The sequence below is a fragment of the Micromonospora sp. SL1-18 genome (assembly GCF_047921505.1).
Classification (GTDB): Bacteria; Actinomycetota; Actinomycetes; order Mycobacteriales; family Micromonosporaceae; genus Micromonospora.
Window position 1 is genome coordinate 37,432 of record NZ_JBLROA010000013.1, and the last position, 25,134, is coordinate 62,565.

A 25,134-nucleotide genomic window follows, 5' to 3' on the forward strand; every position below is an offset into this window, starting at 1 on the left:
CCAAGGGCGGGTGATACTTTTCCCACCCCTGCTGAGTGGAGGGCGTGGACAGCCGATCAGCGCCCCGCACGCGATGCGGCGCCGTACAGCAGGCTGCCCCGGCACCCGTGGGAACGGCACCGGGGCAGCGGAAAGCCCGGTCAGAGGAGGGCGTCGAGGGCGTCGAGGTCCTCGTCGGTGGGCTGCCAGGCGCCCGCCTCGGCGTTGGCGCGTACCTGCTCGGGCGTGGTGGCGCCAGCGATCACCGAGGTCACCGCCGGGCGGGCGGCGAGTCCGCCGATGGCCACCTGGAGCATGGAGAGCCCGCGCTCGGCCGCGTACGCCTCGATCGCCTCGATGGTGTCCCAGTTCGCCGCGGCCAGCCGCTCGGCGTACCGGCCGCCGCCGGCGAGCCGGCTGCCCGCGGGCGGCGCCTCGCCCCGGTGGTACTTGCCGGTGAGCAGGCCGTTGGCCAGCGGGAAGAACGGCAGCATGCCGAGGCCGAACCGCTCGCAGGCGGGAATGACCTCGGCCTCCACGCTCCGCTGCAGCAGGCTGTAGTGGTTCTGGGCGGAGATGAAGCGGGTCCGGCCCTGGGAGGAGGCGGTCCAGTCGGCGTCGGCGATCTGCCAGCCGGCGAAGTTCGAATTGCCGAGGTAGCGGACCTTGCCGGCGCGGACCAGGTCGTCCAGGGCGGCGAGGGTCTCGTCGATCGGGGTGCCCGGGTCGGGGTCGTGCATCTGGTACAGGTCGATGTGGTCGGTGCCGAGCCGGCGCAGCGACGCCTCGACCGCCCGGGCGATGTAGCGGCGGGCGCCCCGGGCGCCGTGGTCCGGCCCGTTCAGGCCGTGCATGTCCATGCCGAACTTGGTGGCGACCACCACGTCGTCCCGGTGGCCCTTGAGCGCCTGCCCGAGCAGTTCCTCGGAGCTGCCCTGCGGCTCACCGTAGATGTCGGCGGTGTCGAAGAAGTTGATCCCGGCGTCGAGCGCGGCCTCGACCACCGCCCGAGTGCCGTCGAGGTCGAGCTTGCGGCCGAAGTTGTTGCAGCCGACGCCGACCACGGACACCACGAGCCCGGAGTCGCCCAGCCGGCGGTAGGTCATCTCAGTCACGAGATTCACCCTATGCGGCAGGCAGGACCGCCACCGGACGGGCCGGGAACGTCGGCGGACCGACGCGGTGAGTCGTTCACGACATCACCTCCACAGCGTCGGCTGACCCTTGCTGGCCGCCGGCCCCGACGCGCCGGCACGGCACCCGATCAGCCGACGTCCCAGACCGGCTCGGGGGTCTCGACCACCTCGCCGTCGCCGCGGAACAGCACGAACCGGTCGAAGGAGCGGGTGAACCACCGGTCGTGGGTCACCGCGATCACCGTCCCCTCGAACGCGGCCAGCCCCGCTTCGAGCGCCTCGGCGGAGGCCAGGTCGAGGTTGTCGGTGGGCTCGTCGAGCAGCAGCAGGGTCGCGCCGGAGAGCTCCAGCAGCAGCACCAGGAAACGCGCCTGCTGCCCGCCGGAGAGCGTGCCGAACCGCTGGTCGCCCTGCCCGGCCAGCTCGTACCGGGACAGCGCCGCCATCGCCGCGTGCCGGTCCAGCCCGGCGCGGTGCTCGTCGCCCCGCCAGAGGATGTCGACCAGCGTCTTCTCCATCAGCTCCGGCCGGTCGTGGGTCTGCGAGAAATGGCCGGGCCGGACCCGGGCACCGAGGCGTACCACCCCGTCGTGGGCGACGGGTGCGAGCGCCGCCGCGCCGTCGACCGGGGTGTTGGCCGGGTCCGGGTCGGTGCCGCCGCGGGCCACCAGGCGGAGGAAGTGCGACTTGCCGGTCCCGTTGGCGCCGAGAACGGCGACCCGGTCGCCGTACCAGAGTTCCAGGTCGAACGGGCAGGTCAGGCCGTCGAGCTCAAGCTGCTCGGCGATCACCGCGCGCTTGCCGGTCCGCCCGCCGGTCAGCCGCATCCGGATGTCCTGGTCCTTCGGGGGTACGGGCGGCGGCCCGGCCTCCTCGAACTTGCGCAACCGGGTCTGCGCCGACTGATAACGCGAGGCCATGTCGGAGTTGTACGCGGCCTTCTGCTTGTACATCAGCATCAGCTCGCGCAGCTTCTGATGTTCCTCGTCCCAGCGGCGGCGCAGCTCGTCGAGGCGGGCGTGCCGGGCCACCCGCGCCTCGTGCCAGCTGGCGAAGCCACCCGGGTGCACCCAGGCGCTGGCGCCCTCGACGGTGACCACCCGGTCGGCGGTCTGGGCCAGCAGCTCCCGGTCGTGCGAGACGTAAAGCACCGACTTGCCGGACTCGCGCAGCCGCGCCTCCAGCCACCGCTTGCCCGGCACGTCGAGGAAGTTGTCCGGCTCGTCGAGGAGGAGCACCTCGTCGGTGCCCCGGAGCAGCAGTTCGAGGGCGAAGCGCTTCTGCTGGCCGCCGGAGAGGGTACGCACCGGACGGTCCCGGGCGGCGTCCCACGGCAGGTCGAGGACGATGGTGGCGACGGTGTCGAAGAGCACCTCCGCGTCGTACCCGCCGACCTCGCCCCAGGCGGCCAGGGCGTCCGCGTACGCGAGCTGGGCCTTGCCGGCGGCGGTGCTGTACTTGCCGCGGACCTCGGCCGCCTTCATGGCCGCCTCGGTCTCGGCGAGGCGGTGGCCGGCGTCGCGCAGCGCCGGCGGGGCGAGCGAGAGCGCCAGGTCGGCGAGCGTCGAGTCGTCCCCGATCATGCCGATGAACTGCCGCATCACGCCGAGGCCGCCGGAGCGGGCGATCGCCCCGGTCTTGACCGGCAGGTCGCCGGCGACCATCCGGAGCAGCGTGGTCTTGCCGGCGCCGTTCGGTCCGACCAGCGCCACCTTGGCGCCCTCACCGACCCGGAACGACACCTCGGCGAAGAGTTCCCGGCCGTCCGGGAGGATGTGCCCGACCCCTGCCACGTCCACGTAACCCACGCGGGCATCCTGCCGGAGAGGCCGGGGCGGGCGACACCCGATTATCGGGTGACCCGGAGCACCCGGTAGCCCTTCTGGCTGGCGTGCCGCTCGACCTGCCAGCCCTGCTCGACCAGCCAGTGGTGCAGCGAGTCCCCGCCGAGGTGCCGGGCGACGACCAGCCAGGCCATCCCGTCCGGGGCGAGCCGGGGCAGCCAGCGCAGCAGCAGTTCGTGCAGCTCCGCCTTGCCGATCCGGATCGGCGGATTAGACCAGATCTGCGCGAAGCGGACATCCTCCGGTACGTCGTCCGGCGCGACCACCCGGACCCGGTCGGCGACGCCCAGCCGGGCGGCGTTCGCGGCGGTGAGGTCGCGGGCCCGCTCATTGACGTCGACCGCCCACACGGCGGCGGACGACGCGCAGGTGGCCAGTACGCAGGTGATCGGCCCGAAGCCGCAGCCGACGTCGAGCAGCGGGCCGGTGGCGTCGGCGGCGGGCAGCTCGGCCTTGCGCAGCAGCACGGCGGTGCCGGCATCGAGGCGGTCGGCGGAGAAGACGCCGGCGGCCGAGGCGAGGGTGTAGTCCCGCCCGGCGACGGAGAACTCGACCTCGCGCGGCTGGGCGGCGGTCGCGGGTTCAGCGGTGAAGTAGTGGTCGCCGGTCACGTCGGGCATTGTCGCACCGCCCCGCGATGAGGCCGGCGACGGTGCCGACGGGTGGCTCCGGCACGCCACTCCGCCGGAATTTCCCGAAATTACCCTCTAAAGGGACAATCGGTCCTACTGTAACCCACATGGTGTATCGGTACGAGTCTGATGAGGACGCCTTCCTGGATTACCCGAGGCCCGGGTCGGACCCCTCCGCGCCCGGTGCACCGGAGCCTCCGTCTGCGGGCCCCTCACCGTCCCGTTTCCCCACCCCGTCGCTGCCACCGCCGGTCCGGCGCACCCGGCCGGCCGCCGCCGTCACCCCGGCGCCGCTCCGACCGCCGGCCGCCCCGGCCGCGCCCCGAACCAACCTTCCGGCACCGCCTCCGATGCCCGATGCGCCGCCCCCAGTCGCTGCCGCACCGCCCCCGGTCGCTGCCGCACCACTCCCGGTGTCGGCGCCCCCGAACCCGGTCCTCCCGCCGGCCGAGCCAGTGGCTCCGTCCGGGTCCCACCCCGTCGATGGCCGGCGCGGCGGCGGTCGGGCCTGGCAGGTGCTGATCGGCGGTGCCGCCGTGCTGGTGCTGCTCGCCCTCTGCGGGTTGGCCGTAGCCACCCTGCTGCAGAACCAGACCAAGACGCCGCCGGCCGCCCAGCCGAGCGACCAGCCCGTGGTCGAGCAGTCGGCCACGGCCGGCGCGAGGGACCTCGACTCCCGGGACACCGACCAGCTGGCGCTCACCGCCAAGGAGGTCTTCCCCGGCAAGGGGCTGGCAGTCAGCGACGGCCGGCCCGCCTACCGGGTGCTCAAAACGCAGGCCAGCGCCAACTGCGGGGTAGCGGCGACCGGCGAGGTCAGCGACCTGCTGGCCCGGCTCGGCTGCAACCAGGTGGTCCGGGCCACGCTCCGCTCCCCCGACGGCGATCACCTGCTCACCGCCGGGCTGTTCAACCTGACGGACGCGGCCAGCGCCCAGCGGGCCCGGGATCAGCTCCGGCAGATACTCGATGAGCGGCAGGGCCGCTTCCAGGGCATGGCGGCCGGCGACGACACCGAGACCGTGGCCACGGCGGCCGCCCGGGTCGGCTGGCAGGTACGCGGCCACTACCTCGCCTACTGCCTGGTCACCCGGGCCGACGGGGAACGGATCAGCTCCACCGATGCCAAGAGCCGCGACATCCTCTACGACATGATCGAGGCCTACCTGAACCGCAGCGTGCTGGAGCGGCGGGCGAACGGCGGGGTGACCAACCAGCCCACCGCGAGCCCGACGGACGGCACCACCAACCAGTCCAGCACCAGCGGCCGGAGATCGTCCGGGAACTGACCGCACCGCGAGCGCAACCCCGACGGCGGCCCTCGCGGTCAGGCTGGCCGCTGTCGGCGCTCGTGCCGGTGGTGCGCGGTCAGCCCTCGGCGACCGGTACGCGGAGCCGGCGGGTGAGGGCGGCGCGGCGGGCGTACTCGGCGGGGTCCGCCGGGTAGCCGACCTCAACCAGGGCCAGCCCGTGCGCCGGGGCCACGGTGACCTCGCTGGACCGTTCCCGGCGGGTCAGCAGGCCGGCCGGCCAGCCGACGGGCCGGCGACCGTCCCCGGCGACCAGCATCGCGCCGACCAGGCTGCGCACCATGTTCTGGCAGAACGCGTCGGCCTGCACCGTGGCGACCAGGATCCCGTCCGGATCCCGCCGCCAGTCCAGCCGGGTCACCTCGCGCAGCGTGGTGGCGTTCTCCTTACGCCGGCAGTACGCGGCGAAGTCGTGCTCCCCCACCAGGCCGGCCGCCGCGGCGTTCAGCGCTGCCAGGTCGAGCGGCCTCGGCCAGGCCAGCGTGTCCTTCCGGCGCAGCGGCTCGGCGCCCCAGGGGGCGTCGGTTACCCGGTACTCGTAGCGGCGGAAGGTGGCCGAGAAGCGGGCGTCGAAGTCGGCGGGCACCTCGGCCATCGCGCGTACCCGCACGTCGGTCGGGAGCAGCCGGGCCAGCCGGCGCAGCAGCCTGCCCTCGTGCTGCCGCCAGACCTCGGCCGGCAGGTCGACGTGGCAGACCTGACCGGTGGCGTGCACTCCGGCGTCGGTCCGGCCGGCCACGGTCAGCCCGGTCGCGGTGCCCGCGCCGAGGACCAGGTCCAGCGCCTCGACGAGCACCCCGGCGACGGTACGCCGGGTGGGCTGAGCGGCCCAGCCGGAGAAGTCGGTGCCGTCGTACGAGACGTCCAGCCGCAGCCGGGTCCGCTCGTCCACCTCGTACCTCCCGTTGACGCCGTCGGGCCCGGCACCCCAGACAGGGGTGCCGGGCCCGACGATGGTGACTCTGCTCAGGCCTTGTTCTCGTTGGCCTCGTCGTCGTCCTCGCGCGCCTGCACGGTGTCACCGGAGGCGTGCACCGGCGGCTCGGAGTCCTGGTCGGCCGGGGCCGGGGTCTCCTCGGCCGGGGCCAGGGCCTCGACCTTGTCCTGCTGCGCGGCCTTGCGGGCGGCGGTCTTCTTGTTCGCCTTCGGCTCGGCGACCTGAAGCTCCTCCACCAGCTCGATGATCGCCATCGGAGCGGCGTCACCCTTGCGCGGGCCGGTCTTCACGATCCGGGTGTAGCCACCGTTGCGGTTGGCGTACCGGGGCGCGATCTGGTCGAACAGGCTGTAGACCACGTCCTTGTCCTTGACGACGGCCAGCACCCGCCGACGCGAGGCGAGGTCGCCCCGCTTGGCCTTGGTGATCAGCTGCTCGGCCAGCGGACGCAGCCGCCGGGCCTTCGTCTCGGTGGTCTGGATCTTGCCGTGCTGGAACAGCGAGGTGGCCAGGTTGGCCAGCATCAGCCGCTCGTGCGCGGGGCTGCCGCCGAGGCGGGGGCCCTTGGTGGGCGTGGGCATTGTTGGTGCTCCTCAGATGTGGCGGCAGCCGGACTTAGAGCTGCTCGGTCTCGCGGTAGTCGTCGGTGTCGTAGTCGGCCTCGCCGAAGGCGTCCACGACGTGCGCCGGGTCGAAGTTCGGAGCCGAGTCCTTCAGCCCCAGGCCCATCCCGGCGAGCTTCATCTTGACCTCGTCGATCGACTTCTGACCGAAGTTCCGGATGTCGAGGAGGTCCGCCTCGGTACGCCCGATCAGCTCACCAACGGAGTTGATGCCCTCGCGCTTGAGGCAGTTGTAGGAGCGGACGGTGAGGTCCAGCTCCTCGATCGGCAGAGCCAGGTCCGCCGCCAGCTGGGCGTCCTGCGGGGACGGCCCGATGTCGATGCCCTCGGCGGTCTCGTCCAGCTCCCGGGCCAGCCCGAACAGCTCGACCAGCGTCGAGCCGGCCGAGGCCAGCGCGGTACGCGGGCCCATCGACGGCTTGGTCTCGACGTCGATGATCAGCCGGTCGAAGTCGGTCCGCTGCTCGACGCGGGTCGCCTCGACGCGGTACGTCACCTTGAGCACCGGCGAGTAGATCGAGTCGACCGGGATCCGGCCGATCTCGGCGCCCGCCTGCTTGTTCTGCGCCGCCGTGACATAGCCGCGACCCCGCTCGACGGTCAGCTCCATGTCGAGCCGGCCCTTGCCGTTCAGGGTGGCGAGCTTCAGGTCCGGGTTGTGCACCGAGACACCGGCCGGGGGCTGGATGTCGCCGGCGGTCACGTCGCCCGGGCCCTGCTTGCGCAGGTACATGCTGACCGGCTCGTCGTGCTCGGAGCTGACGCAAAGCTCCTTGATGTTCATGACGAGCTCGACCACGTCCTCCTTGACGCCGGGGATGGTGGTGAACTCGTGCAGCACGCCGTCGATCTTGATCGAGGTGACGGCCGCACCCGGGATGGACGACAGCAGCGTACGCCGCAGCGAGTTGCCCAGGGTGTAGCCGAAGCCCGGCTCCAGCGGCTCGATGGTGAACCGGGACCGCGTCTCGTTGATCGACTCCTCGGAGAGGGTCGGTCGCTGGCTGATGAGCATCTTTTCTCTTCTCTTCCGGGGCGCCCGCCATATGACGCCCACGACACAAACTGTTCCGGTGGCCCGCCCGGAGGGCGGGCCACCGCAACGAGCCCTTACTTCGAGTAGAGCTCGACGATCAGCTGCTCCTGGACCTGGGTGTCGATCACCTGGCGGGCCGGGAGCGAGTGCACGAGGATCTTCATCTGGCTCGGGATGGCCTCCAGCCACGCCGGAACGGTCCGCGAGCCGGCCTCACCCTGCGCCACCAGGAACGGGGTGAGCTCCTTGCTCTTGGCACGCACCTCGATGATGTCGTGCTCCTTGACCCGGAACGACGGGATGTCGACCTTCTTGCCGTTCACCGTGAAGTGACCGTGCTTGACCAGCTGACGGGCCATGTCCCGGGACTTGGCGTAGCCGGCCCGGTAGACCACGTTGTCCAGCCGCGACTCGAGGATCTGCAGGAGGACCTCACCGGTCTTGGCCTGCTTGCCCACGGCCTCCTCGTAGTAACCGCGGAACTGCTTCTCCAGCACGCCGTAGACCCGGCGAGCCTTCTGCTTCTCACGGAGCTGGAGCAGGTACTCCGTCTCCTTGGTGCGGCCGCGGCCGTGCTGCCCGGGCGGGAACGGCCGGGACTCGAACGGGCACTTCGGACCATCGCACTTGCTGCCCTTGAGGAACAGCTTCATCTTCTCCCGCCGGCAACGGCGGCAGTCAGCACCGGTGTAACGAGCCATCTCTCTCTAACCTCTCAGACCCGGCGACGCTTCGGCGGACGGCAACCGTTGTGCGGCTGCGGGGTGACGTCGGAGATCTGCCCGACCTCCAGCCCGACGGCCTGCAGCGAACGGATGGCGGTCTCCCGGCCGGAGCCGGGGCCCTTGACGAACACGTCAACCTTGCGCATGCCGTGATCCATCGCCCGACGCGCGGCGGCCTCGGCGGCCAGCTGCGCGGCGAACGGGGTCGACTTGCGCGAGCCCTTGAAGCCGACCTGGCCGGAGGAGGCCCAGGAGATGACGGCACCGGTCGGGTCCGTGATGGACACGATGGTGTTGTTGAAGGTGCTCTTGATGTGCGCCTGCCCGTGGGCGACGTTCTTGCGTTCCTTGCGCCGGACCTTCTTGACAGCGGCTCCGGCACGAGCCTTCGGTGGCATAAGTCTGTGCGCTCCTAGTTACTTCTTGCCGGGCTTCTTCTTGCCGGCGACGGTCCGCTTCGGGCCCTTCCGGGTCCGCGCGTTGGTCTTGGTCCGCTGGCCACGCACGGGCAGGCCCCGGCGGTGCCGAATGCCCTCGTAGCAGCCGATCTCGACCTTGCGGCGGATGTCAGCGGCGACCTCGCGGCGCAGGTCACCTTCAACCTTGTAGTTGCCCTCGATGTGATTACGGAGCTGGACCAGCTCCTCATCCGTGAGGTCCCGAGCGCGCTTGTCCGGCGAGATGCCGGTGGCGGCGAGCGTCTCCAGGGCGCGGGTACGGCCGACCCCGAAGATGTAGGTGAGCGCGATCTCCATCCGCTTCTCGCGGGGGAGGTCCACGCCGACTAGACGTGCCATGTGCGGGCGTACTCCTCGTGATATGTGGCGGAGGTGTGGACCCGTCCCACCCCGCTACCGACCGGCCCTGTCCTTCCGGCGCGATCAGCGCCGGCGACCGGGATCGGTCGCTGCCCGAGCGGGCCCCGGCCTCCGACCGGGGGTCCACCACGAGGAGGTACGCACTGCGTACCGCTCGCGGCTGGGACGAGCTGATGATGTGTTTGTCGGGATCTGCGACCCGGGCCTGTTCCGCCGCCGCTCGTCACGGTCGGCGGGAACGGCTCAGCCCTGGCGCTGCTTGTGGCGCGGGTCGCTGCAGATGACGATGACCCGGCCGTGCCGGCGGATCACCTGGCACTTGTTGCAGATCCTCTTGACGCTCGGCTTGACCTTCACGGTTGCCTTACTTCCCATCTGGCCCGGAGACGCGACGATGCGCGACGCCGGACGTCGAAGACGGACACGGGGACGTCCCGGCCGTCGTCAGGCTTACTTGTAGCGGTAGACGATGCGCCCGCGGGTCAGGTCGTACGGCGAGAGTTCGACGACGACCCGGTCCTCAGGCAGGATGCGGATGTAGTGCTGCCGCATCTTGCCGCTGATGTGAGCCAGCACCTTGTGACCGTTCGCGAGCTCCACCCGGAACATGGCGTTCGGCAGGGGCTCGATGACCCGACCCTCGATCTCGATGGCTCCGTCTTTTTTCGGCATGTCCTCCGCTGTCCTGACGTCGGTTGCTCCGGATGGCCCACAACGCCTTACACGGGTGAACTGACCAAGATCAGAGAACCCGCGCCAGCCGCGGCTCCGGCACCCACCGAAGCGCTTGGTGGGCATGCCGGAGTGGACGCTGTGCGCCGATCCAAAAGTGTACGCCCGCCTGCGCGTCGTCGCCAAACCGACCGACCCGCCCGCCGGGAAAATCCGCCACCCCGCCGACTTGCTGTGACACCGATCACAACAGCCTCGGGTCACCGCGCCCGGCGCCGCTCCCGGCGGTCTCGGCGGTCTCGGCCGGTGGGGTGCCAGCGCGCCCCGCCGGCCTGGCCGCTCATGGTCCGCAGCAGCAGGAGCACACCCCACGGCCCGATCGCCCAGGCCGGCCAGTAGTAGCCGACGTGCCCGGACCCGAGCGAGGAGATCAGCCAGATCGCGTTGACGATCCCGGCGACCCGCAACCACGGCATCCAGATCCCGAGCAGCCACCCGCCGCCGCGCTCCGCCACGACAGCCGTCCCAGCGTCCTCCGTCACCGAGCCGGCCGGGGGCGGCGGCGTCGCCGCGGGCACAACCGCCGCGCGCTCCGCCGGCGTCGGCCCGGGCAGGTCGGCCACCACCGCGTCCAGGTCGGCGTACGTCTTCGCGGAGTACGTCCGGACCAGTCGTTCGTCGTACTCGTGCAGGTCGAGCCGGCCCTCCTCCAGCGCCAGCCGGAGCCGCTCCGCCGTGGCCTCGCGGTCGGCGTCGGCCGCCCGCATCCCGCTCTGCCCGTCCATGACGGCAAGCATGACATCGGCACGCCACTTGCCGGTAACGCCATTACCGAACGAGCGGCTTGGCCGGCGCGACCTCAAGGCATGCTTCAGTCGGACGCTGACCGAGGCGGTGGGGGCACCCCGTGGCCGTCGGCGGGCGCGGGGCGGCGCCTACGGATCAACCGCCGGGCATGCCAGGCCGGACGCGGGCCGGTCAGACGGCCGGGGAGTCCGCCGGCTGACGGGCGGTGACCAGGTCGCCGAGGCGCCCCCTGCCGCCGTCCTCGGCGGTCAGCACCCACACGCCGTCGTCCAGCAGGGCCATCGAGTGCTCGACGTGCACCGCCATCGACCCGTCCCGGGTCACCACCGTCCAGCCGTCGGCCAGCTCGACCGTGCGCGGCGAGCCCATCGTGATCATCGGCTCGATGGCCAGCGCCATGCCCGACACCAGCCGGGGACCCTTGCCGGGGCGGCCGTGGTTGAGCACGTGCGGGTCCTGGTGCATCTCGGTGCCGATGCCGTGCCCGCCGTACCCGTCGACGATGCCGTACCGGCCGGCCTTGCGGACGGCGTGTTCCACCGCGTGCGAGATGTCGGTGAGCCGGCCCTTCCCGCTGGCCGCGCCGCGGGCGGCGGCGGCGATCCCGGCCCACATCGCGTCCTCGGCGGCCGCGGCCATCTTGAGCAGGGCGGGGTCGGTCTCGCCGACCCCGACGGTGATGGCCGCGTCGCCGTGCCACCCGTTCAGCACCGCGCCGCAGTCGATCGAGATCAGGTCGCCCTCGCGGAGCACCTGCTTCGGCGACGGGATGGCGTGCACCACCTGCTCGTTGACCGAGGAGCAGATCGACGCCGGGTAGCCGTGGTAGCCCTTGAACGACGGGACGGCGCCGGCCTCACGGATGGTGGACTCGGCGATCGCATCAAGATCGGCGGTACTCACCCCGGAGGCGACCGCTTCCCGCATCAGACGCAGCGCGCGGGCGACCACCAGACCGGCGGCCCGCATCATCTCGATCTGATCGGGGGTCTTCAGCTGGATGTCCAGCTGGGGACGACGCATGGGAGGCGTTACCTTTCGTTGCGCGGAACAGCGGGGCACGTCGGGACGTACCCCGCTGTTCGCACTCTATCCGCCGGAGCCCGGGCGGGACGTCAGCCGCCGTACGACCGCAGGGCATCGATGGCGCGGACGGTGACGTCCTCCACCGGCCCGGTCGCGTCGATGCCGACCAGCTTGCCCTGGGCGCCGTAGTAGTCGACCAGCGGCGCGGTCTTCTCCGCGTACTCCCGGAGCCGGGCCGCGATCGTCTCCGGCTTGTCGTCGTCCCGCTGGAACAGCTCGCCGCCGCAGCGGTCGCAGATGCCGGGCCGGGTGGTGGCGTCGAACTCGACGTGCCAGATCTTGCCGCAACCGCGGCAGGTACGCCGGCCGGAGAGCCGCCGGATCACCTCGTCGTCGTCGACGACCAGCTCCAGCACCAGGTCCAGCGCGGTGCCGAGGTCGGCGAGGAGCTTGTCCAGCGCGGCGGCCTGCGGCGTGGTACGCGGGAAGCCGTCGAGGAGGAAGCCCTCGCTGGCGTCCGGCTCGGCGAGCCGGTCGCGCACCATGTTGATGGTGACCTCGTCCGGGACCAGCTTGCCGGCGTCCATGTACCGCTTGGCCTCGACCCCCAGGGCAGTGCCCTGGGAGACGTTGGCCCGGAAGATGTCTCCGGTCGAGATCTTCGGCACCGAGAGGTGCGCGGCGATGAACTCCGCCTGTGTGCCCTTGCCCGCGCCCGGCGGGCCAACCAGAACGAGTCGCATCTACCGCAGGAACCCTTCGTAGTTCCGCTGCATGAGTTGGCTCTCGATCTGCTTCACGGTCTCCAGACCGACGCCGACCATGATGAGCACAGCGGTGCCGCCGAACGGGAAGTTCTGGAACTGCTGGCTGTCGAGCCAGATGAAGAAGAAGTTCGGGAGGATCGCGATGACGCCCAGGTAGGTCGCGCCCGGCAGGGTGATCCGGCTGAGGATGAAGTCGAGGTACTCGGCGGTCGGCTTGCCGGGGCGGATGCCCGGCACGAAGCCGCCGTACTTCTTCATGTTGTCCGCGACCTCGGTCGGGTTGAACGTGATCGACACGTAGAAGTACGTGAAGAAGATGATCAGCAGGAAGTAGATCGCGATGTGCTCCGGCGCGCTCGCCTTCACGATGTGGTTCTGGATCCAGGCCTGGGTCTTGCCCGGGTTGGTCTGGTCGAAGAACTGGAGCGCGAGCTGCGGCAGGTAGAGCAGCGACGAACCGAAGATGACGGGGATGACGCCGGCCTGGTTCACCTTCAGGGGGATGTAGGTGGAGGTGCCGCCGTACATCCGCCGGCCGATCATGCGCTTGGCGTACTGCACCGGGATCCGGCGCTGGGCCTGCTCGATGAAGGTGACCAGGGTGATGACGACCAGCACCAGGATGATCACCAGGGCGAACATCCCCCAGCCCTTGGTGGTCTTGATCTTCCAGCCCTCGCTGGGGAGCCGGGCGGCGATCGAGGTGAAGATCAGGACGGACATGCCGTTGCCGACGCCGCGGTCGGTGATCAGCTCACCGAGCCACATCACCACACCGGTGCCAGCGGTCATGGTCATGACCAGGATGCCCAGGGTCAGCCAGTCCGGGATACCGGTGTCGCGGGGAACGATGGGGAACTGGTCGCAGCGGTTCTGGAACAGCTGCCCGGAGCGGGCCAGCGCCACGAACGCCGAGGACTGCAGGATGCCCAGACCCAGGGTCAGGTAGCGGGTGTACTGGGTGATCTTCGCCTGGCCGGCCTGGCCCTCCTTGCGGAGTTGCTCCAGCCGCGGGATGACCACCGTCAGCAGCTGCAGGATGATCGACGCGGTGATGTAGGGCATGATGCCCAGCGCGAAGACCGAGAGCTGCAGCAGCGCCCCGCCGGAGAAGAGGTCCAGCAGGTTCAGCACACCGCTGCTGTTCTGGACCAGATCGAGGCACTTCTGCACGTTGCCGTACGAGACGCCTGGGCTGGGCAGGGTAGCGCCGAGCCGGTAGATCGCAATGATGCTTACCGTAAACAGCAGCTTCTTGCGCAGGTCAGGCGTACGGAACGCACTGAGAAAGGCGGACAGCAACTTCTTCCTCCTGCGCGAGGCGGGCCGCCGGTGATGAACCCTGGCGGGGTGGGGTGGGTGCCGGGCCGGTGCCCGATATCCATGACTGGGAAGGGACTCTAACAGCCCGATCCCGGTCGGGGCAGATGTGCCCGGCTACATAAAACGAATCTGATGTTACCCGGCGCACATTCGCCGGGGTGAGCATGGCGCCCGCCCAGTCGCGGACAACTGAGCGGGCGCCACGAATCCTGCCCTTACAGCTCGGTGACGGAGCCACCGGCGGCGGTGATCTTCTCCTTCGCCGACGCGCTGAACGCGTGCGCCGATACCTGGAGAGCCACGCCGCCGAGGTCGCCGGTCCCGAGCACCTTGACCGGCTGGCCCTTGCGGACCGCGCCGGCCTCGACCAGCTCGACCGGGCCGACCTGGCCGCCGTTCGGGAAGAGCTCGGCGAGCCGGTCCAGGTTCACCACCTGGAACACGACCTTGAACTTGTTGCGGAAGCCCTTCATTTTCGGCAGGCGCATGTGGATGGGCATCTGCCCACCCTCGAACGCCGGCGAGATGTTCTTCCGGGCCTTGGAACCCTTGGTACCGCGACCGGCGGTCTTGCCCTTGGAGCCCTCACCGCGACCCACGCGGGTCTTCTCGGTCTTGGCTCCGGGTGCCGGACGCAGGTGGTGGACCTTGATCGTCATTACTCGACCTCCTCGACCTTCACGAGGTGGTTGACCGTGAAGATCATGCCACGGATCTCCGGCCGGTCCTCCTTGACCACCACGTCGTTGATCCGCTTGAGACCGAGCGAACGCAGCGAGTCACGCTGGTTCTTCTTGGTCCCGATCTCGGACCGGACCTGGGTGACCTTCAGGCGCGCCATCAGGAAGCCACCCCCGCCCGCGACGCCAGCATCGCGGCCGGCGCAACGTCCTCGACCGGCAGACCACGACGGGCCGCGACCGCCTCCGGCGACTCGAGCGCCTTCAGGGCCGCCACCGTGGCGTGCACGATGTTGATCGGGTTGGACGAGCCGAGGCTCTTGGAGAGCACGTCGTGGATGCCCGCGCACTCCAGGACGGCACGCACCGGACCGCCGGCGATGACGCCCGTACCGGCCGAGGCCGGCTTGAGCAGCACCACGCCGGCCGCGTCCTCGCCCTGCACCGGGTGCGGGATCGAGGCGCCGATCCGCGGCACCTTGAAGAAGTGCTTCTTGGCCTCCTCGACGCCCTTGGCGATCGCCGCGGGCACCTCCTTGGCCTTTCCGTAGCCCACGCCGACGGTGCCGTCGCCGTCGCCGACGATCACCAGGGCGGTGAAGCTGAAGCGACGACCACCCTTCACGACCTTGGCGACGCGGTTGATCGCGACGACCCGCTCGAGGTGCGGGGTCTTCTCGACGGGCGCGTTTCCGCGGCCGCCCTCACGGCGGTTGTCGCGGCGACCACCCTCGTTGCCACCGGACCCGCCGCCACGGCGCTGTTGACCTGGCATCAGCAGCCTTCCTTCTCTCTCGTGACGGGGTTTCTAGAACTCGAGCCCGGCTTCGCGGGCGGCGTCGGCAAGCGCGGCGACCCGCCCCGCGTACCGGTTGCCACCACGGTCGAAGACGACCTTCGAGACGCCGGCGGCCTTGGCGCGCTCGGCGAGCAGTGCGCCGACCTTGCCGGCCAGGGCGCTCTTGTCGCCCTCGGCGCCGCGCAGCGAGGCGTCCATGGACGAGGCCGACGCCAGGGTGTGCCCCTTGGTGTCGTCCACGATCTGGGCGACCATGTGCCGCAGCGAACGGGTGACCACCAGGCGGGGACGCTCGGCGGTGCCGCTGATGTTCTTGCGGACCCGGAAGTGCCGACGCGCACGCCCGACGGCACGCTTGGCGGCGACGCCGCGGCGGCGCTTGAGCAGCGTGGCGCTCACTTCTTACCTGCCTTTCCAGCCTTACGGCGGATGACCTCGCCCTGGTATTTCACGCCCTTGCCCTTGTAGGGCTCCGGCGGACGGATCTTCCGGATGTTGGCGGCGACCTCGCCGACCTGCTGCTTGTCGATGCCGGCCACGTGGAACAGCGTCGGCTTCTCCACCGTGAAGGTGATGCCGTCCGGCGCCGGCACGAGGACCGGGTGCGAGAACCCGAGCGCGAACTCGAGGTCCTTGCCCTTGGCGGTCACCCGGTAACCGGTGCCGGCGATCTCGAGGCTCTTGCGATAGCCCTCGGTCACCCCGACGATCATGTTGGCCACCAGCGTACGGCTCAGGCCGTGCAGCTCCTTGGCCTTGCGCTCGTCGTTCGGCCGGTTGACGTGCAGCGCGCCGTCCTCGCCCCGCTCCGCCGTGATCGGCTCGGCCAGCACGTGGCTCAGCTCGCCCTTCGGGCCCTTGACCTTGACGGTCTGGCCGTCGATCGTGATGTCGACGCCGGCAGGCACCGGGATCGACTTACGTCCAATACGCGACATTTCTACCTGTCTCCCGTTACCAGACGAAGGCGAGGACTTCCCCGCCAACGCTCCGCTTGCGGGCCTGCCGGTCGGTGAGCAGCCCGTGGGACGTCGAAATGATCGCCACGCCCAGCCCGCCGAGCACCCGCGGGAGCCCGTCCGACTTGGCGTAAACCCGCAGACCGGGCTTGGACACGCGCTTGATGCCGGCCAGGCTCCGCTCCCGGTTCTGGCCGTACTTCAGCTCGACGACCAGTCGCTTGCCGACGGCGCCCTCCTCGGGCTCCTCGACCGACCAGGTGGCGATGTAACCCTCGGCCTTGAGGACCTCGGCGATGTTCGCCTTGATCTTCGAGTAGGGCATCGTCACCCGGTCGTGGTACGCCTGGTTGGCGTTACGCAGACGCGTGAGCATGTCTGCGATCGGGTCGGTCATCGTCATGAAATTCGTCAACCTTTCTCGCCGCGGTTCCCCGGGCCGGAGCCCGGGGCCTACGGCGAAGAGACAGTTCAGCTGACGCGCGAAGCGCGCCGGGCTAGTTACCAGGAAGCCTTGGACACGCCGGGCAGCTCACCGCGGTGGGCCATCTCCCGGATGCACACCCGGCAGAGACCGAACTTGCGGTAGACCGCCTTCGGACGCCCGCACCGCTGGCAGCGGGTGTACGCGCGAACCGAGAACTTCGGCTTCGCGGCCGCCTTGAGGATCAGCGCCTTCTTGGCCATCTCAGTTCTCCTTGAACGGGAAGCCCAGGAGCTTGAGCAGCGCCCGGCCCTCGTCGTCGGTCGTGGCGGTCGTGACCACCGTGATGTCCATGCCCCGCTGGCGATCGATCTTGTCCTGGTCGATCTCGTGGAACACCGACTGCTCGGTCAGACCGAACGTGTAGTTGCCGTGCCCGTCGAGCTTGCGCCCGTCGAGGCCACGGAAGTCGCGGATACGCGGCAGCGCGATGGACAGCAGCCGGTCCAGGAACTCCCACATCCGGTCGCCCCGCAGGGTGACCTTCGCGCCGATCGGCATGCCCTCACGGAGCTTGAACTGCGCGATGGACTTGGTCGCCCGCCGCACCTGCGGCTTCTGGCCGGTGATGGTGGCCAGGTCGCGGACGGCGCCATCGATCAACTTGGCGTCCCGGGCGGCCTCGCCGACACCCATGTTGACGACGATCTTGACCAGCCGCGGCACCTGCATCGGGTTGCCGTAGCTGTACTGCTTCTGCAGTTCGGCCGCGATCTCGCTGCGGTACCGCTCCTTGAGGCGCGGCATGGTCTTGGTTTCGGTAGCCGTGGTCATCACAGGTCCTTACCGGTGCTACGCGCGATGCGGACCTTCTGGCCGTTGTCGTCGATCCGGTAACCGACGCGGGTCGGCTTGCCGTCGGAGTCCAGGACCATCACGTTCGAGACGTGGATCGGGGCCTCCTGGGTGACGATGCCACCGGTCTTGGCGCCACGCTGGGTGGTGCTGATGCGGGTGTGCTTCTTGACCCGGTTCACGCCCTCGACCAGGACCTTGTCCTGCCGCGGGTAGGCCGCGATGACCTTGCCCTTGGCACCCTTGTCCTTGCCGGCGATGACGACGACCGTGTCGCCCTTCTTGACCTTCACGGTCACAACACCTCCGGCGCGAGAGAGATGATCTTCATGAACCGCTTGTCCCGCAGCTCCCGACCGACCGGGCCGAAGATACGGGTACCGCGCGGGTCCCCACCGTCCTTGATGATGACGGCGGCGTTCTCGTCGAAGCGGATGTACGAGCCGTCCGGCCGCCGCTTCTCCTTGGCGGTGCGAACAACGACGGCCTTGACGACGTCGCCCTTCTTCACACCGGCACCGGGGATCGCGTCCTTGACCGTGGCCACGATGACGTCGCCGATGCTCGCGTAGCGCCGACCGGAGCCACCGAGAACCCGGATGCACAGGATCTCCCGGGCACCCGTGTTGTCGGCGACGCGCAGTCGCGACTCCTGCTGAATCACGTCTATCTCCTATGTCTGCCGGTTCTCCGGCCGCCTTCACGGGCGGCCGGAGCCTGGCGGAACCTGCGCCCGACCGATGCCGGCCGAGCTCGAGCCTTCGCTACTTGGCCTTCTCGAGGATCTCCACGAGCCGCCACCGCTTGGTGGCGGACAGCGGCCGGGTCTCCATGATCAGGACCCGGTCGCCGATGCCGGCCGAGTTCTGCTCGTCGTGCACCTTCAGCTTGCTGGTCCGGCGCATGATCTTGCCGTACAGCGCGTGCTTGACTCGGTCCTCGACCTCGACCACGACGGTCTTTTCCATCTTGTCGCTGACCACGAGGCCCTCACGCACCTTGCGGCGGGCCCGCGCGGCGGCGGTGGTGGTGTTCTCACTCATGATGCAGTCACCTCAGTCGGCGCGGCCGAGAGACCCAGCTCACGCTCACGCATGATCGTGTAGATCCGGGCGATCTCCCGACGGATGACCTGCAGCCGCCGGTTGTTGTCCAGCTGCCCGGTTGCGGCCTGCACGCGGAGGTTGAACAGCTCCGCCTTCGCCTCGCGCAGCTTCGTGACCAGCTCCTCCTCGGAGAGCTCACGCAGCTCGGAGGCCTTGACGCCCGCTGCCATCAGGATTCACCCACTTCGCGCGTAACAATGCGGCACTTCATCGGGAGCTTGTGGATCGCGCGACGCATCGCCTCTCGCGCGATCTGCTCGTTCGGGAAGGACATCTCGAAGAGAACCCGCCCGGGCTTGACGTTGGCGACCCACCACTCGGGTGAACCCTTACCGGAACCCATCCGGGTTTCCGCCGGCTTCTTGGTGAGGGCCTGGTCCGGGAAGATCGTGATCCAGACCTTGCCACCACGCTTGATGTGGCGGGTCATCGCGATACGCGCCGACTCGATCTGGCGGTTGGTCACGTACGCCGGCTCGAGAGCCTGGATCCCGAACTCGCCGAACACCACCCGGTTACCGCCCTTGGACGCGCCGTGGCGGTCCGGGTGGTGCGGCTTGCGGAAGCCCTTCGGGGGCTTGCGCGGCATCAGCATCTGTCAGCCCTCCTGCTGCGTTTCTGCCGGCTGAGTGACGGCCGCGGCGACGGCGCCGGCGTCAACCGACTCGCCGCTCGGCGTCTCGGCCTGCTGCGCGATGGTGGTCGCGGCAGCGCGGCCGGCCTCGGTGCCACCGGCGGTCGTGCCGGACGAACCCGACCGGCCACGGCGCGGCCGCTCAGGGCGGTCGCCGCGCTCACGGCGCGGGCGGGACGGACCGGCCTCGGCCGGAGCCTCCCGGCCCGGGACCGCGTCGCCCTTGTAGATCCAGACCTTCACGCCGATCCGGCCGAAGGTGGTACGGGCCTCGAAGAAGCCGTACTCGATGTTGGCCCGCAGCGTGTGCAGCGGAACCCGGCCCTCGCGGTAGAACTCGGTCCGGCTCATCTCGGCGCCGCCGAGGCGGCCCGAGACCTGCACCCGGATGCCCTTGCAGACCGGGTTCTTCATCGCGGACTGCATCGCCTTGCGCATGGCCCTACGGAAGCTGACCCGGCTGGACAGCTGCTCGGCGACGCCCTGGGCGACCAGCTGCGCGTCCGACTCGGGGCTCTTCACCTCGATGATGTTCAGCTGGACCTGCTTGCCGGTGAGCTTCTCCAGCTCGCCCCGGATCCGGTCGGCCTCCGCACCCTTACGGCCGATGACGATGCCCGGCCGGGCGGTGTGGATGTCGACGCGGACCCGGTCCCGGGTGCGCTCGATGTCGACCTTGGAGATGCCGGCGCGCTCCAGGCCCTTGGACATCATCCGGCGGATCTTGACGTCCTCGCCGATGTAGTCCTTGTAGAGCTTGTCCGCGAACCAGCGGGACTTCCAGTCGGTCGAGATGCCGAGCCGGAACCCAGTGGGGTGAACCTTCTGACCCATTACTCGGCACCTTCCGTCGTGCTCTGCCCATCGGCGCCCTCGGCCTGCTTGGCCGGCGCGGCCTTCTTCGCCGACTTCTTCGGCGCGGCCGGCGCGACCGCCTCGACCGCCACTGTGATGTGACAGGTCCGCTTGCGGATCCGGTACGCCCGGCCCTGCGCCCGCGGCTGGAACCGCTTCATCGTCGGGCCCTCGTCGACGAACGCCTCGCTGACGAGCAGCGCATCGGGGTCCAGCCGCTCGTTGTTCTCCGCGTTGGCGATCGCGCTCGCGAGCACCTTGTACACCTGCTCGCTCGCAGCCTGCGGCGCGAACTGCAGCACCGTGAGCGCCTCCTTCGCGGGCAGGCCGCGGACGAGGTTGACCACCCGGCGCGCCTTCATCGGCGAGATGCGCACGTGCCGCGCAACCGCCCGCGCGCCCGGAAGCACCGGAGCGTCGCCCTTTCCTGGCATCGCTGTAACCCCTTGTTCCTCTATCCGTATGCCCGCGGCGTCAGCGCCGGCGGCTCTTCCGGTCGTCCTTCTCGTGACCCTTGAACGTGCGGGTCAGCGCGAACTCGCCGAGCTTGTGCCCGACCATGGCCTCGGTCACGAACACGGGGACGTGCTTGCGTCCGTCGTGCACGGCGATCGTGTGCCCGAGCATCTCGGGGATGATCGTCGAGCGCCGCGACCAGGTCTTGATGACGTTCTTCGTGCCCTTGTCGTTCTGCGTTTCCACCTTCTTGAGCAGGTGGTCGTCGACGAACGGGCCCTTCTTCAGGCTGCGAGGCATCTGTCAGCTCTCCTGTTAGCCGCGCTTGCGGGTGGCGTAGCGGCGGCGGACGATCAGCCGGTCGCTCGGCTGGCCCTTACGACGGGTGCGGCCCTCGGGCTTACCCTGCGGGTTGACCGGGTGGCGACCACCGGAGGTCTTACCCTCACCACCACCGTGCGGGTGGTCGACCGGGTTCATGGCGACACCACGGACGGTCGGGCGCTTGCCCTTCCACCGCATCCGGCCGGCCTTACCCCAGTTGATGTTCGACTGGTCGGCGTTGCCGATCTCGCCGATGCTGGCGCGGCAGCGCACGTCGACCCGCCGGATCTCGCCGGACGGCATGCGGAGGGTCGCGTACGCGCCCTCACGGCCGAGCAGCTGGATGCCGACGCCGGCCGAACGGGCCAGCTTGGCGCCACCGCCCGGACGCAGCTCCACACTGTGGATCGTGGTACCGACCGGGATGTTGCGCAGCGGCAGGTTGTTACCCGGCTTGATGTCGGCGCCCGCGCCCGACTCCACCGTGTCGCCCTGCTTCAGGTCCTTCGGCGCGATGATGTAGCGCTTCTCGCCGTCGGCGTAGTGCAGCAGCGCGATCCGCGCGGTGCGGTTCGGGTCGTACTCGATGTGGGCGACCTTCGCCGGCACGCCGTCCTTGTCGACCCGCTTGAAGTCGATCAGACGGTACTGGCGCTTGTGGCCGCCACCGTGGTGCCGCGTGGTGATCCGGCCGTGGGCGTTGCGACCGCCCTTCTTCGGCAGCGGAGCCAGCAGCGACTTCTCGGGCGTCGACCGGGTGATCTCGGCGAAGTCGGCGACGCTCGAGCCACGCCGGCCCGGCGTCGTCGGCTTGTACTTACGGATAGCCATTGTCTACACCCCTCAGCTGACCGGGCCGCCGAAGGCCTCGATACGGTCACCGTCAGCCAGCTTCACCATCGCCCGCTTGGTGTCCTTGCGCTTGCCGAACCCAGTGCGGGTGCGCTTGCGCTTGCCCTCGCGGTTGAGCGTGTTGACCGTCAGGACACGGACGTTGAAGATCTGCTGGATAGCGATCTTGATCTCGGTCTTGTTCGCGTCCGGGTGCACCAGGAAGGTGTACCAGTTGCGGTTCAGCTCGCTGTAGCTCTTCTCCGAGACGACCGGCGCGACGATGATGTCGCGCGGATCGGCGATCGTGCTCACTTGCCACCCTCCTCGGTGGTCTCGGCGGGAACGCCCAGGAACTCGTCCAGGGCCTCCTTGGTGAAGACCACGTCGTCGGCCACCAGCACGTCGTACGTGTTGAGCTGGCCGGCCTCGATCAGGTGCACCCGCGGCTCGTTGCGCAGCGACACCCAGTTCAGCTCGTCGGTGCTGCCCAGCACGACCAGGACGCGCCGGGCGTCGGTCAGCTTCGCCAGCGTGGCCAGCGCGGCCTTGGTCGACGGCTTCTCGCCGGCGACGAAACCCTCGATGACGTGCACCTGGCCGGCGCGGGCCCGGTCGGAGAGGGCACCACGCAGGGCGGCGGCCTTCATCTTCTTCGGGGTGCGCTGGCTGTAGTCGCGCGGCACCGGGCCGTGGACCACGCCACCGCCGGCGAACTGCGGCGCGCGGGTCGAGCCCTGGCGGGCACGACCGGTGCCCTTCTGCTTGTACGGCTTCTTGCCTCCACCGGAGACCTCGCCGCGGGTCTTGGTCTTGTGCGTGCCCTGCCGGGCCGCCGCGAGCTGAGCCACCACGACCTGGTGCATCAGCGCGATGTTGGCCTGGGCGTCGAAGATGTCGGCCGGCAGCTCGACGGAGCCGCTCTTGGTGCCTTCGACGCTGAGGACGTCAACGGTGGTCACTTGGCCACACCGCCCTTCTTCGCATTGGTCTTGGCCGCGGTGCGGACCAGGACCAGCGCGCCCTTGGGGCCGGGAATGGCGCCGCGGACGAGCAGGAGGTTGTTCTCGGTGTCGACCGCCTGGACGGTCAGGTTCTGGACGGTGTAGCGCACGCCACCCATCCGACCGGCCATCTTGGTGCCCTTGAAGACGCGGCCCGGGGTCGCGCAGGCGCCGATGGAGCCCGGCGAGCGGTGCTTGCGCTCGACACCGTGGCTGGCGCGCAGACCGTGGAAGCCGTGCCGCTTCATACCGCCGGCGAAGCCCTTGCCCTTGGTCTTGCCGGTGACGTCGATGGTGGTGCCGGCCGGGAACTCCTCGACCGTGACCTCCTGGCCCAGCGAGTAGTCCGCGGCGTCGATGGTGCGCAGCTCGACGATGTGCCGGCGCGGCGCGACCTCCGCCTTGGCGTAGTGCCCGGCGAGCGGCTTCTTGACCTTGCGCGGGTCGATGGCCCCGTACGCCAGCTGGACCGCGGAGTAGCCGTCCTTGTCGGCGCTACGAACCTGGCTCACGACGCACGGGCCGGCCTGAACCACGGTCACCGGAACAACGCGGTTGTTGTCCCAGACCTGGGTCATGCCGAGCTTTGCGCCCAGGATCCCCTTGACTTGCCTGTCCATTTGTCCGGTCCCTACAGCTTGATCTCGATGTCGACGCCAGCCGGCAGGTCGAGGCGCATGAGCGAGTCGACCGTCTTCGGGGTCGGGTCGATGATGTCGATCAGACGCTTGTGCGTACGCATCTCGAAGTGCTCGCGCGAGTCCTTGTACTTGTGCGGCGAGCGGATAACGCAGAAACGGTTGATCTCCGTGGGCAGCGGCACCGGGCCAGCGACCTGCGCCCCGGTACGCGTCACCGTCTCGACGATCTTCCGAGCCGAGGAGTCGACGACCTCGTGGTCATAGGCCTTGAGCCGGATGCGGATCTTCTGTCCCGCCATGGTGGCTTCTGTTCCTTCTCTCGATGCCGCTGTGTTGCGGGCGCCTGTACCGGCTGGCACAGGCCCACTTCCGCCGACCCCCGCGGTCGGGCGTGTCGCGCCCGTGGGTCAGACTTCGCCCCGGGACTCCGAAGCGATTCTCTGACCACGCGGTGGGTCATGGCGCCGATCGCGTTGCCGCGACCTGGACGCCGCGCGAGGGTGGTTGACCGCCAGTGGCGACCAACCACCCTACGCGAGACCGTCGGTCACCCGGAGGTCCAGCATGCACCGGACGCGGACGACTGACCGTCGTTACGCAACCTGACTAGTATGCCGCACGACCGGCGGCGACGCTAATCGGGGTTACCCAGCTCACTTGATGATCTTGGTGACGCGACCCGCGCCGACCGTACGGCCACCCTCCCGGATCGCGAACTTGAGGTTCTCCTCCATCGCGATGGGCTGGATCAGCTTGACGGTCATCGAGGTGTTGTCGCCCGGCATGACCATCTCGGTGCCCTCGGGCAGCGTGACAACGCCGGTGACGTCCGTGGTCCGGAAGTAGAACTGCGGACGGTAGTTCTGGAAGAACGGGGTGTGGCGGCCACCCTCCTCCTTGGAGAGGATGTAGACCGTCGCCTCGAACTCCGTGTGCGGGGTCGTGGTGCCCGGCTTGATGACAACCATGCCGCGCTCGACGTCCTCGCGCTTGATACCGCGGAGGAGCAGACCCACGTTCTCGCCGGCCCGGGCCTCGTCCAGCAGCTTGCGGAACATCTCGATGCCGGTGCAGGTGGTCTTCATCGACTTCTCGCGGATGCCGACGATCTCCACCTCCTCGTTCGGCTTGAGGATGCCGCGCTCCGCGCGACCGGTGACCACGGTGCCGCGACCGGTGATGGTGAAGACGTCCTCGATCGGCATGAGGAACGGCTTCTCGGTCTCGCGCTCCGGCTGCGGGATCGCGGTGTCGACGGCGCTCATCAGGTCGAGGAGCTTGCCGGTCCACTCCGGGTCGCCCTCGAGTGCCTTCAGCGCCGAGACCCGGACGACCGGCAGGTCGTCACCCGGGTACTCCTGCGAGGAGAGCAGCTCGCGCACCTCGAGCTCGACGAGCTCCAGGAGCTCCTCGTCGTCGACCATGTCGCTCTTGTTGAGCGCCACGACGATGTACGGCACGCCGACCTGGCGGGCCAGCAGCACGTGCTCGCGGGTCTGCGGCATCGGGCCGTCGGTCGCCGCCACCACCAGGATCGCGCCGTCCATCTGCGCGGCACCGGTGATCATGTTCTTGATGTAGTCGGCGTGACCGGGGCAGTCGACGTGCGCGTAGTGCCGGTTCTCGGTCTGGTACTCGACGTGCGAGATCGAGATCGTGATACCACGCGCCTTCTCCTCCGGCGCGTTGTCGATCTGATCGAACGGCGTGTACGGGTTCAGGTCCGGGTAACGGTCGTGCAGGACCTTGGTGATGGCCGCCGTCAGCGTCGTCTTACCGTGGTCGATGTGACCAATGGTGCCGATGTTGACGTGCGGCTTAGTCCGCTCGAACTTCGCCTTCGCCACTGGTGTCCTCCTGTGGACTTTCTTGGTTCGTTCGCCCCGGCGCGCCGGGTCGGCGCTTAGGACTCTGTCGACAGCCTTTCCGGC

Annotated in this window: 38 protein-coding genes; 1 reads left to right on the forward strand and 37 read right to left on the reverse strand. The window is 69.5% G+C overall.

Features of this window, described 5'->3' with window-relative positions:
• Positions 1-140: 140 nt before the first annotated feature.
• The 3 genes from ACNAW0_RS08690 to ACNAW0_RS08700 all read right to left on the reverse strand — a co-directional run bounded on the left by ACNAW0_RS08690 (position 141) and on the right by ACNAW0_RS08700 (position 3,570).
• Positions 141-1,103, reverse strand: a complete 963-nt coding sequence (locus ACNAW0_RS08690; RefSeq protein ID WP_416287228.1) for an aldo/keto reductase — start codon at positions 1,101-1,103, stop codon at positions 141-143.
• Positions 1,104-1,243: 140 nt separating this feature from the next.
• Positions 1,244-2,923: an ATP-binding cassette domain-containing protein gene (locus ACNAW0_RS08695; protein WP_416287229.1), complete on the reverse strand. Its 1,680-nt coding sequence runs from the start codon at positions 2,921-2,923 to the stop codon at positions 1,244-1,246.
• Positions 2,924-2,964: 41 nt separating this feature from the next.
• Entirely contained in the window at positions 2,965-3,570 is a 606-nt protein-coding gene (locus tag ACNAW0_RS08700) for a class I SAM-dependent methyltransferase (RefSeq protein ID WP_416287305.1), read from the reverse strand.
• A 434-nt stretch (positions 3,571-4,004) separates the two neighbouring features.
• Here ACNAW0_RS08700 and ACNAW0_RS08705 point away from each other — a divergent pair, with 434 nt between their 5' ends.
• Positions 4,005-4,880, forward strand: coding sequence for a hypothetical protein (locus ACNAW0_RS08705; RefSeq protein ID WP_416287230.1), 876 nt, complete (start codon positions 4,005-4,007; stop codon positions 4,878-4,880).
• A gap of 79 nt (positions 4,881-4,959) precedes the next feature.
• Here ACNAW0_RS08705 and truA read toward each other — a convergent pair whose 3' ends face one another.
• From truA to tuf, 34 genes are all read right to left on the reverse strand, one after another.
• The gene (truA, locus tag ACNAW0_RS08710; protein ID WP_416287231.1) at positions 4,960-5,793 is read right to left on the reverse strand and encodes a tRNA pseudouridine(38-40) synthase TruA; all 834 of its coding nucleotides are present in this window, start codon (positions 5,791-5,793) and stop codon (positions 4,960-4,962) included.
• Between the two features lie 74 nt (positions 5,794-5,867).
• The gene (rplQ, locus tag ACNAW0_RS08715) at positions 5,868-6,419 is read right to left on the reverse strand and encodes a 50S ribosomal protein L17 (protein WP_416287232.1); all 552 of its coding nucleotides are present in this window, start codon (positions 6,417-6,419) and stop codon (positions 5,868-5,870) included.
• 34 nt (positions 6,420-6,453) lie between these two features.
• The gene (locus tag ACNAW0_RS08720) at positions 6,454-7,476 is read right to left on the reverse strand and encodes a DNA-directed RNA polymerase subunit alpha (RefSeq protein WP_013735931.1); all 1,023 of its coding nucleotides are present in this window, start codon (positions 7,474-7,476) and stop codon (positions 6,454-6,456) included.
• A 95-nt stretch (positions 7,477-7,571) separates the two neighbouring features.
• A complete protein-coding gene (rpsD, locus tag ACNAW0_RS08725; protein ID WP_416287233.1) occupies positions 7,572-8,198 on the reverse strand; it encodes a 30S ribosomal protein S4 in 627 nt (208 codons plus the stop codon).
• A 14-nt stretch (positions 8,199-8,212) separates the two neighbouring features.
• Positions 8,213-8,620 carry a 30S ribosomal protein S11 gene (rpsK, locus tag ACNAW0_RS08730; protein WP_416287234.1) on the reverse strand — a complete coding sequence of 136 codons (408 nt, stop codon included), beginning with the start codon at positions 8,618-8,620 and terminating at the stop codon, positions 8,213-8,215.
• An 18-nt stretch (positions 8,621-8,638) separates the two neighbouring features.
• The gene (rpsM, locus tag ACNAW0_RS08735; protein ID WP_073834916.1) at positions 8,639-9,019 is read right to left on the reverse strand and encodes a 30S ribosomal protein S13; all 381 of its coding nucleotides are present in this window, start codon (positions 9,017-9,019) and stop codon (positions 8,639-8,641) included.
• Positions 9,020-9,283: 264 nt separating this feature from the next.
• Positions 9,284-9,397 carry a 50S ribosomal protein L36 gene (gene rpmJ, locus ACNAW0_RS08740; protein ID WP_046567181.1) on the reverse strand — a complete coding sequence of 38 codons (114 nt, stop codon included), beginning with the start codon at positions 9,395-9,397 and terminating at the stop codon, positions 9,284-9,286.
• Positions 9,398-9,490: 93 nt separating this feature from the next.
• Positions 9,491-9,712, reverse strand: a complete 222-nt coding sequence (infA, locus tag ACNAW0_RS08745) for a translation initiation factor IF-1 (protein WP_007073013.1) — start codon at positions 9,710-9,712, stop codon at positions 9,491-9,493.
• 260 nt (positions 9,713-9,972) lie between these two features.
• Entirely contained in the window at positions 9,973-10,497 is a 525-nt protein-coding gene (locus tag ACNAW0_RS08750) for a DUF1707 SHOCT-like domain-containing protein (protein ID WP_416287235.1), read from the reverse strand.
• 193 nt (positions 10,498-10,690) lie between these two features.
• Positions 10,691-11,542, reverse strand: coding sequence for a type I methionyl aminopeptidase (gene map / locus ACNAW0_RS08755; protein ID WP_416287236.1), 852 nt, complete (start codon positions 11,540-11,542; stop codon positions 10,691-10,693).
• A gap of 92 nt (positions 11,543-11,634) precedes the next feature.
• Positions 11,635-12,288 carry an adenylate kinase gene (locus ACNAW0_RS08760; RefSeq protein WP_416287237.1) on the reverse strand — a complete coding sequence of 218 codons (654 nt, stop codon included), beginning with the start codon at positions 12,286-12,288 and terminating at the stop codon, positions 11,635-11,637.
• Positions 12,289-13,614 carry a preprotein translocase subunit SecY gene (gene secY / locus ACNAW0_RS08765; protein WP_416287238.1) on the reverse strand — a complete coding sequence of 442 codons (1,326 nt, stop codon included), beginning with the start codon at positions 13,612-13,614 and terminating at the stop codon, positions 12,289-12,291.
• 236 nt (positions 13,615-13,850) lie between these two features.
• Positions 13,851-14,294: a 50S ribosomal protein L15 gene (gene rplO / locus ACNAW0_RS08770; protein WP_416287239.1), complete on the reverse strand. Its 444-nt coding sequence runs from the start codon at positions 14,292-14,294 to the stop codon at positions 13,851-13,853.
• Complete coding sequence (rpmD, locus tag ACNAW0_RS08775) at positions 14,294-14,476, reverse strand: 50S ribosomal protein L30 (RefSeq protein WP_013473693.1); 183 nt, start codon at positions 14,474-14,476, stop codon at positions 14,294-14,296. Before rpmD ends, rplO begins: the two co-directional genes overlap by 1 nt.
• Entirely contained in the window at positions 14,476-15,090 is a 615-nt protein-coding gene (gene rpsE / locus ACNAW0_RS08780; protein ID WP_073834922.1) for a 30S ribosomal protein S5, read from the reverse strand. Before rpsE ends, rpmD begins: the two co-directional genes overlap by 1 nt.
• A 33-nt stretch (positions 15,091-15,123) precedes the next feature.
• Entirely contained in the window at positions 15,124-15,513 is a 390-nt protein-coding gene (gene rplR, locus ACNAW0_RS08785) for a 50S ribosomal protein L18 (RefSeq protein WP_416287240.1), read from the reverse strand.
• Complete coding sequence (rplF, locus tag ACNAW0_RS08790; RefSeq protein ID WP_091198285.1) at positions 15,510-16,052, reverse strand: 50S ribosomal protein L6; 543 nt, start codon at positions 16,050-16,052, stop codon at positions 15,510-15,512. The genes rplR and rplF overlap by 4 nt, the downstream gene beginning before the upstream one ends.
• A gap of 16 nt (positions 16,053-16,068) precedes the next feature.
• Positions 16,069-16,476, reverse strand: coding sequence for a 30S ribosomal protein S8 (gene rpsH / locus ACNAW0_RS08795; protein ID WP_416287241.1), 408 nt, complete (start codon positions 16,474-16,476; stop codon positions 16,069-16,071).
• Positions 16,477-16,574: 98 nt separating this feature from the next.
• The gene (locus ACNAW0_RS08800; RefSeq protein ID WP_007073023.1) at positions 16,575-16,760 is read right to left on the reverse strand and encodes a type Z 30S ribosomal protein S14; all 186 of its coding nucleotides are present in this window, start codon (positions 16,758-16,760) and stop codon (positions 16,575-16,577) included.
• Between the two features lies 1 nt (position 16,761).
• A complete protein-coding gene (gene rplE / locus ACNAW0_RS08805; RefSeq protein WP_357852539.1) occupies positions 16,762-17,331 on the reverse strand; it encodes a 50S ribosomal protein L5 in 570 nt (189 codons plus the stop codon).
• Positions 17,331-17,651 (reverse strand): 50S ribosomal protein L24, encoded by a 321-nt coding sequence (gene rplX / locus ACNAW0_RS08810; RefSeq protein ID WP_013288626.1) that lies wholly within the window; start codon positions 17,649-17,651, stop codon positions 17,331-17,333. The genes rplE and rplX overlap by 1 nt, the downstream gene beginning before the upstream one ends.
• Positions 17,648-18,016, reverse strand: a complete 369-nt coding sequence (rplN, locus tag ACNAW0_RS08815; RefSeq protein WP_007073026.1) for a 50S ribosomal protein L14 — start codon at positions 18,014-18,016, stop codon at positions 17,648-17,650. The genes rplX and rplN overlap by 4 nt, the downstream gene beginning before the upstream one ends.
• 100 nt (positions 18,017-18,116) lie before the next feature.
• Entirely contained in the window at positions 18,117-18,395 is a 279-nt protein-coding gene (gene rpsQ, locus ACNAW0_RS08820) for a 30S ribosomal protein S17 (protein WP_073834926.1), read from the reverse strand.
• The gene (gene rpmC, locus ACNAW0_RS08825) at positions 18,392-18,628 is read right to left on the reverse strand and encodes a 50S ribosomal protein L29 (protein WP_007073028.1); all 237 of its coding nucleotides are present in this window, start codon (positions 18,626-18,628) and stop codon (positions 18,392-18,394) included. Before rpmC ends, rpsQ begins: the two co-directional genes overlap by 4 nt.
• The gene (gene rplP, locus ACNAW0_RS08830) at positions 18,628-19,053 is read right to left on the reverse strand and encodes a 50S ribosomal protein L16 (protein ID WP_073834927.1); all 426 of its coding nucleotides are present in this window, start codon (positions 19,051-19,053) and stop codon (positions 18,628-18,630) included. The genes rpmC and rplP overlap by 1 nt, the downstream gene beginning before the upstream one ends.
• A gap of 3 nt (positions 19,054-19,056) precedes the next feature.
• The gene (gene rpsC, locus ACNAW0_RS08835) at positions 19,057-19,926 is read right to left on the reverse strand and encodes a 30S ribosomal protein S3 (RefSeq protein ID WP_416287242.1); all 870 of its coding nucleotides are present in this window, start codon (positions 19,924-19,926) and stop codon (positions 19,057-19,059) included.
• On the reverse strand, positions 19,926-20,381 hold the full coding sequence (gene rplV, locus ACNAW0_RS08840) for a 50S ribosomal protein L22 (protein WP_416287243.1): 456 nt from the start codon (positions 20,379-20,381) through the stop codon (positions 19,926-19,928). Before rplV ends, rpsC begins: the two co-directional genes overlap by 1 nt.
• Positions 20,382-20,421: 40 nt before the next feature.
• A complete protein-coding gene (gene rpsS, locus ACNAW0_RS08845) occupies positions 20,422-20,703 on the reverse strand; it encodes a 30S ribosomal protein S19 (protein WP_161685909.1) in 282 nt (93 codons plus the stop codon).
• Between the two features lie 15 nt (positions 20,704-20,718).
• Positions 20,719-21,558, reverse strand: a complete 840-nt coding sequence (gene rplB, locus ACNAW0_RS08850; RefSeq protein ID WP_416287244.1) for a 50S ribosomal protein L2 — start codon at positions 21,556-21,558, stop codon at positions 20,719-20,721.
• A gap of 12 nt (positions 21,559-21,570) precedes the next feature.
• A complete protein-coding gene (gene rplW / locus ACNAW0_RS08855; protein ID WP_076466668.1) occupies positions 21,571-21,873 on the reverse strand; it encodes a 50S ribosomal protein L23 in 303 nt (100 codons plus the stop codon).
• Entirely contained in the window at positions 21,870-22,520 is a 651-nt protein-coding gene (rplD, locus tag ACNAW0_RS08860; protein WP_416287245.1) for a 50S ribosomal protein L4, read from the reverse strand. The genes rplW and rplD overlap by 4 nt, the downstream gene beginning before the upstream one ends.
• Positions 22,517-23,182 (reverse strand): 50S ribosomal protein L3, encoded by a 666-nt coding sequence (rplC, locus tag ACNAW0_RS08865; RefSeq protein WP_416287246.1) that lies wholly within the window; start codon positions 23,180-23,182, stop codon positions 22,517-22,519. The genes rplD and rplC overlap by 4 nt, the downstream gene beginning before the upstream one ends.
• 11 nt (positions 23,183-23,193) lie before the next feature.
• Positions 23,194-23,502 (reverse strand): 30S ribosomal protein S10, encoded by a 309-nt coding sequence (gene rpsJ, locus ACNAW0_RS08870; RefSeq protein WP_007073037.1) that lies wholly within the window; start codon positions 23,500-23,502, stop codon positions 23,194-23,196.
• A gap of 354 nt (positions 23,503-23,856) precedes the next feature.
• On the reverse strand, positions 23,857-25,050 hold the full coding sequence (gene tuf, locus ACNAW0_RS08875) for an elongation factor Tu (RefSeq protein ID WP_416287247.1): 1,194 nt from the start codon (positions 25,048-25,050) through the stop codon (positions 23,857-23,859).
• Positions 25,051-25,134 lie beyond the last annotated feature (84 nt).

Coding starts and splice junctions, on each gene's coding strand:
- ACNAW0_RS08720 (WP_013735931.1), bottom strand. CDS start 7,476: ATGCTCATCAGCCAGCGACCGACCCTCTCCGAGGAGTCGATCAACGAG.
- rplB (WP_416287244.1), bottom strand. CDS start 21,558: ATGGCTATCCGTAAGTACAAGCCGACGACGCCGGGCCGGCGTGGCTCG.
- rpmC (WP_007073028.1), bottom strand. CDS start 18,628: ATGGCAGCGGGCGTCAAGGCCTCCGAGCTGCGTGAGCTCTCCGAGGAG.
- ACNAW0_RS08760 (WP_416287237.1), bottom strand. CDS start 12,288: ATGCGACTCGTTCTGGTTGGCCCGCCGGGCGCGGGCAAGGGCACACAG.
- rplV (WP_416287243.1), bottom strand. CDS start 20,381: ATGCCAGGAAAGGGCGACGCTCCGGTGCTTCCGGGCGCGCGGGCGGTT.
- rpsD (WP_416287233.1), bottom strand. CDS start 8,198: ATGGCTCGTTACACCGGTGCTGACTGCCGCCGTTGCCGGCGGGAGAAG.
- rplE (WP_357852539.1), bottom strand. CDS start 17,331: ATGACCACGGCTACCGAAACCAAGACCATGCCGCGCCTCAAGGAGCGG.
- rplP (WP_073834927.1), bottom strand. CDS start 19,053: ATGCTGATGCCGCGCAAGCCCCCGAAGGGCTTCCGCAAGCCGCACCAC.
- rplF (WP_091198285.1), bottom strand. CDS start 16,052: ATGTCGCGTATTGGACGTAAGTCGATCCCGGTGCCTGCCGGCGTCGAC.
- rpsK (WP_416287234.1), bottom strand. CDS start 8,620: ATGCCACCGAAGGCTCGTGCCGGAGCCGCTGTCAAGAAGGTCCGGCGC.
- rpmD (WP_013473693.1), bottom strand. CDS start 14,476: ATGGCGCGCCTGAAGGTCACCCAGGTCCGGTCCGAGATCGGGACCAAG.
- rplO (WP_416287239.1), bottom strand. CDS start 14,294: ATGACGATCAAGGTCCACCACCTGCGTCCGGCACCCGGAGCCAAGACC.
- rpsE (WP_073834922.1), bottom strand. CDS start 15,090: ATGCCAGGTCAACAGCGCCGTGGCGGCGGGTCCGGTGGCAACGAGGGT.
- rplQ (WP_416287232.1), bottom strand. CDS start 6,419: ATGCCCACGCCCACCAAGGGCCCCCGCCTCGGCGGCAGCCCCGCGCAC.
- rpsH (WP_416287241.1), bottom strand. CDS start 16,476: ATGACGATGACCGACCCGATCGCAGACATGCTCACGCGTCTGCGTAAC.
- map (WP_416287236.1), bottom strand. CDS start 11,542: ATGCGTCGTCCCCAGCTGGACATCCAGCTGAAGACCCCCGATCAGATC.
- ACNAW0_RS08800 (WP_007073023.1), bottom strand. CDS start 16,760: ATGGCCAAGAAGGCGCTGATCCTCAAGGCGGCCGCGAAGCCGAAGTTC.
- rplC (WP_416287246.1), bottom strand. CDS start 23,182: ATGGACAGGCAAGTCAAGGGGATCCTGGGCGCAAAGCTCGGCATGACC.
- ACNAW0_RS08750 (WP_416287235.1), bottom strand. CDS start 10,497: ATGGACGGGCAGAGCGGGATGCGGGCGGCCGACGCCGACCGCGAGGCC.
- rpsC (WP_416287242.1), bottom strand. CDS start 19,926: ATGGGTCAGAAGGTTCACCCCACTGGGTTCCGGCTCGGCATCTCGACC.
- rpsS (WP_161685909.1), bottom strand. CDS start 20,703: ATGCCTCGCAGCCTGAAGAAGGGCCCGTTCGTCGACGACCACCTGCTC.
- rpsM (WP_073834916.1), bottom strand. CDS start 9,019: ATGGCACGTCTAGTCGGCGTGGACCTCCCCCGCGAGAAGCGGATGGAG.
- rpsQ (WP_073834926.1), bottom strand. CDS start 18,395: ATGAGTGAGAACACCACCACCGCCGCCGCGCGGGCCCGCCGCAAGGTG.
- rpsJ (WP_007073037.1), bottom strand. CDS start 23,502: ATGGCGGGACAGAAGATCCGCATCCGGCTCAAGGCCTATGACCACGAG.
- infA (WP_007073013.1), bottom strand. CDS start 9,712: ATGCCGAAAAAAGACGGAGCCATCGAGATCGAGGGTCGGGTCATCGAG.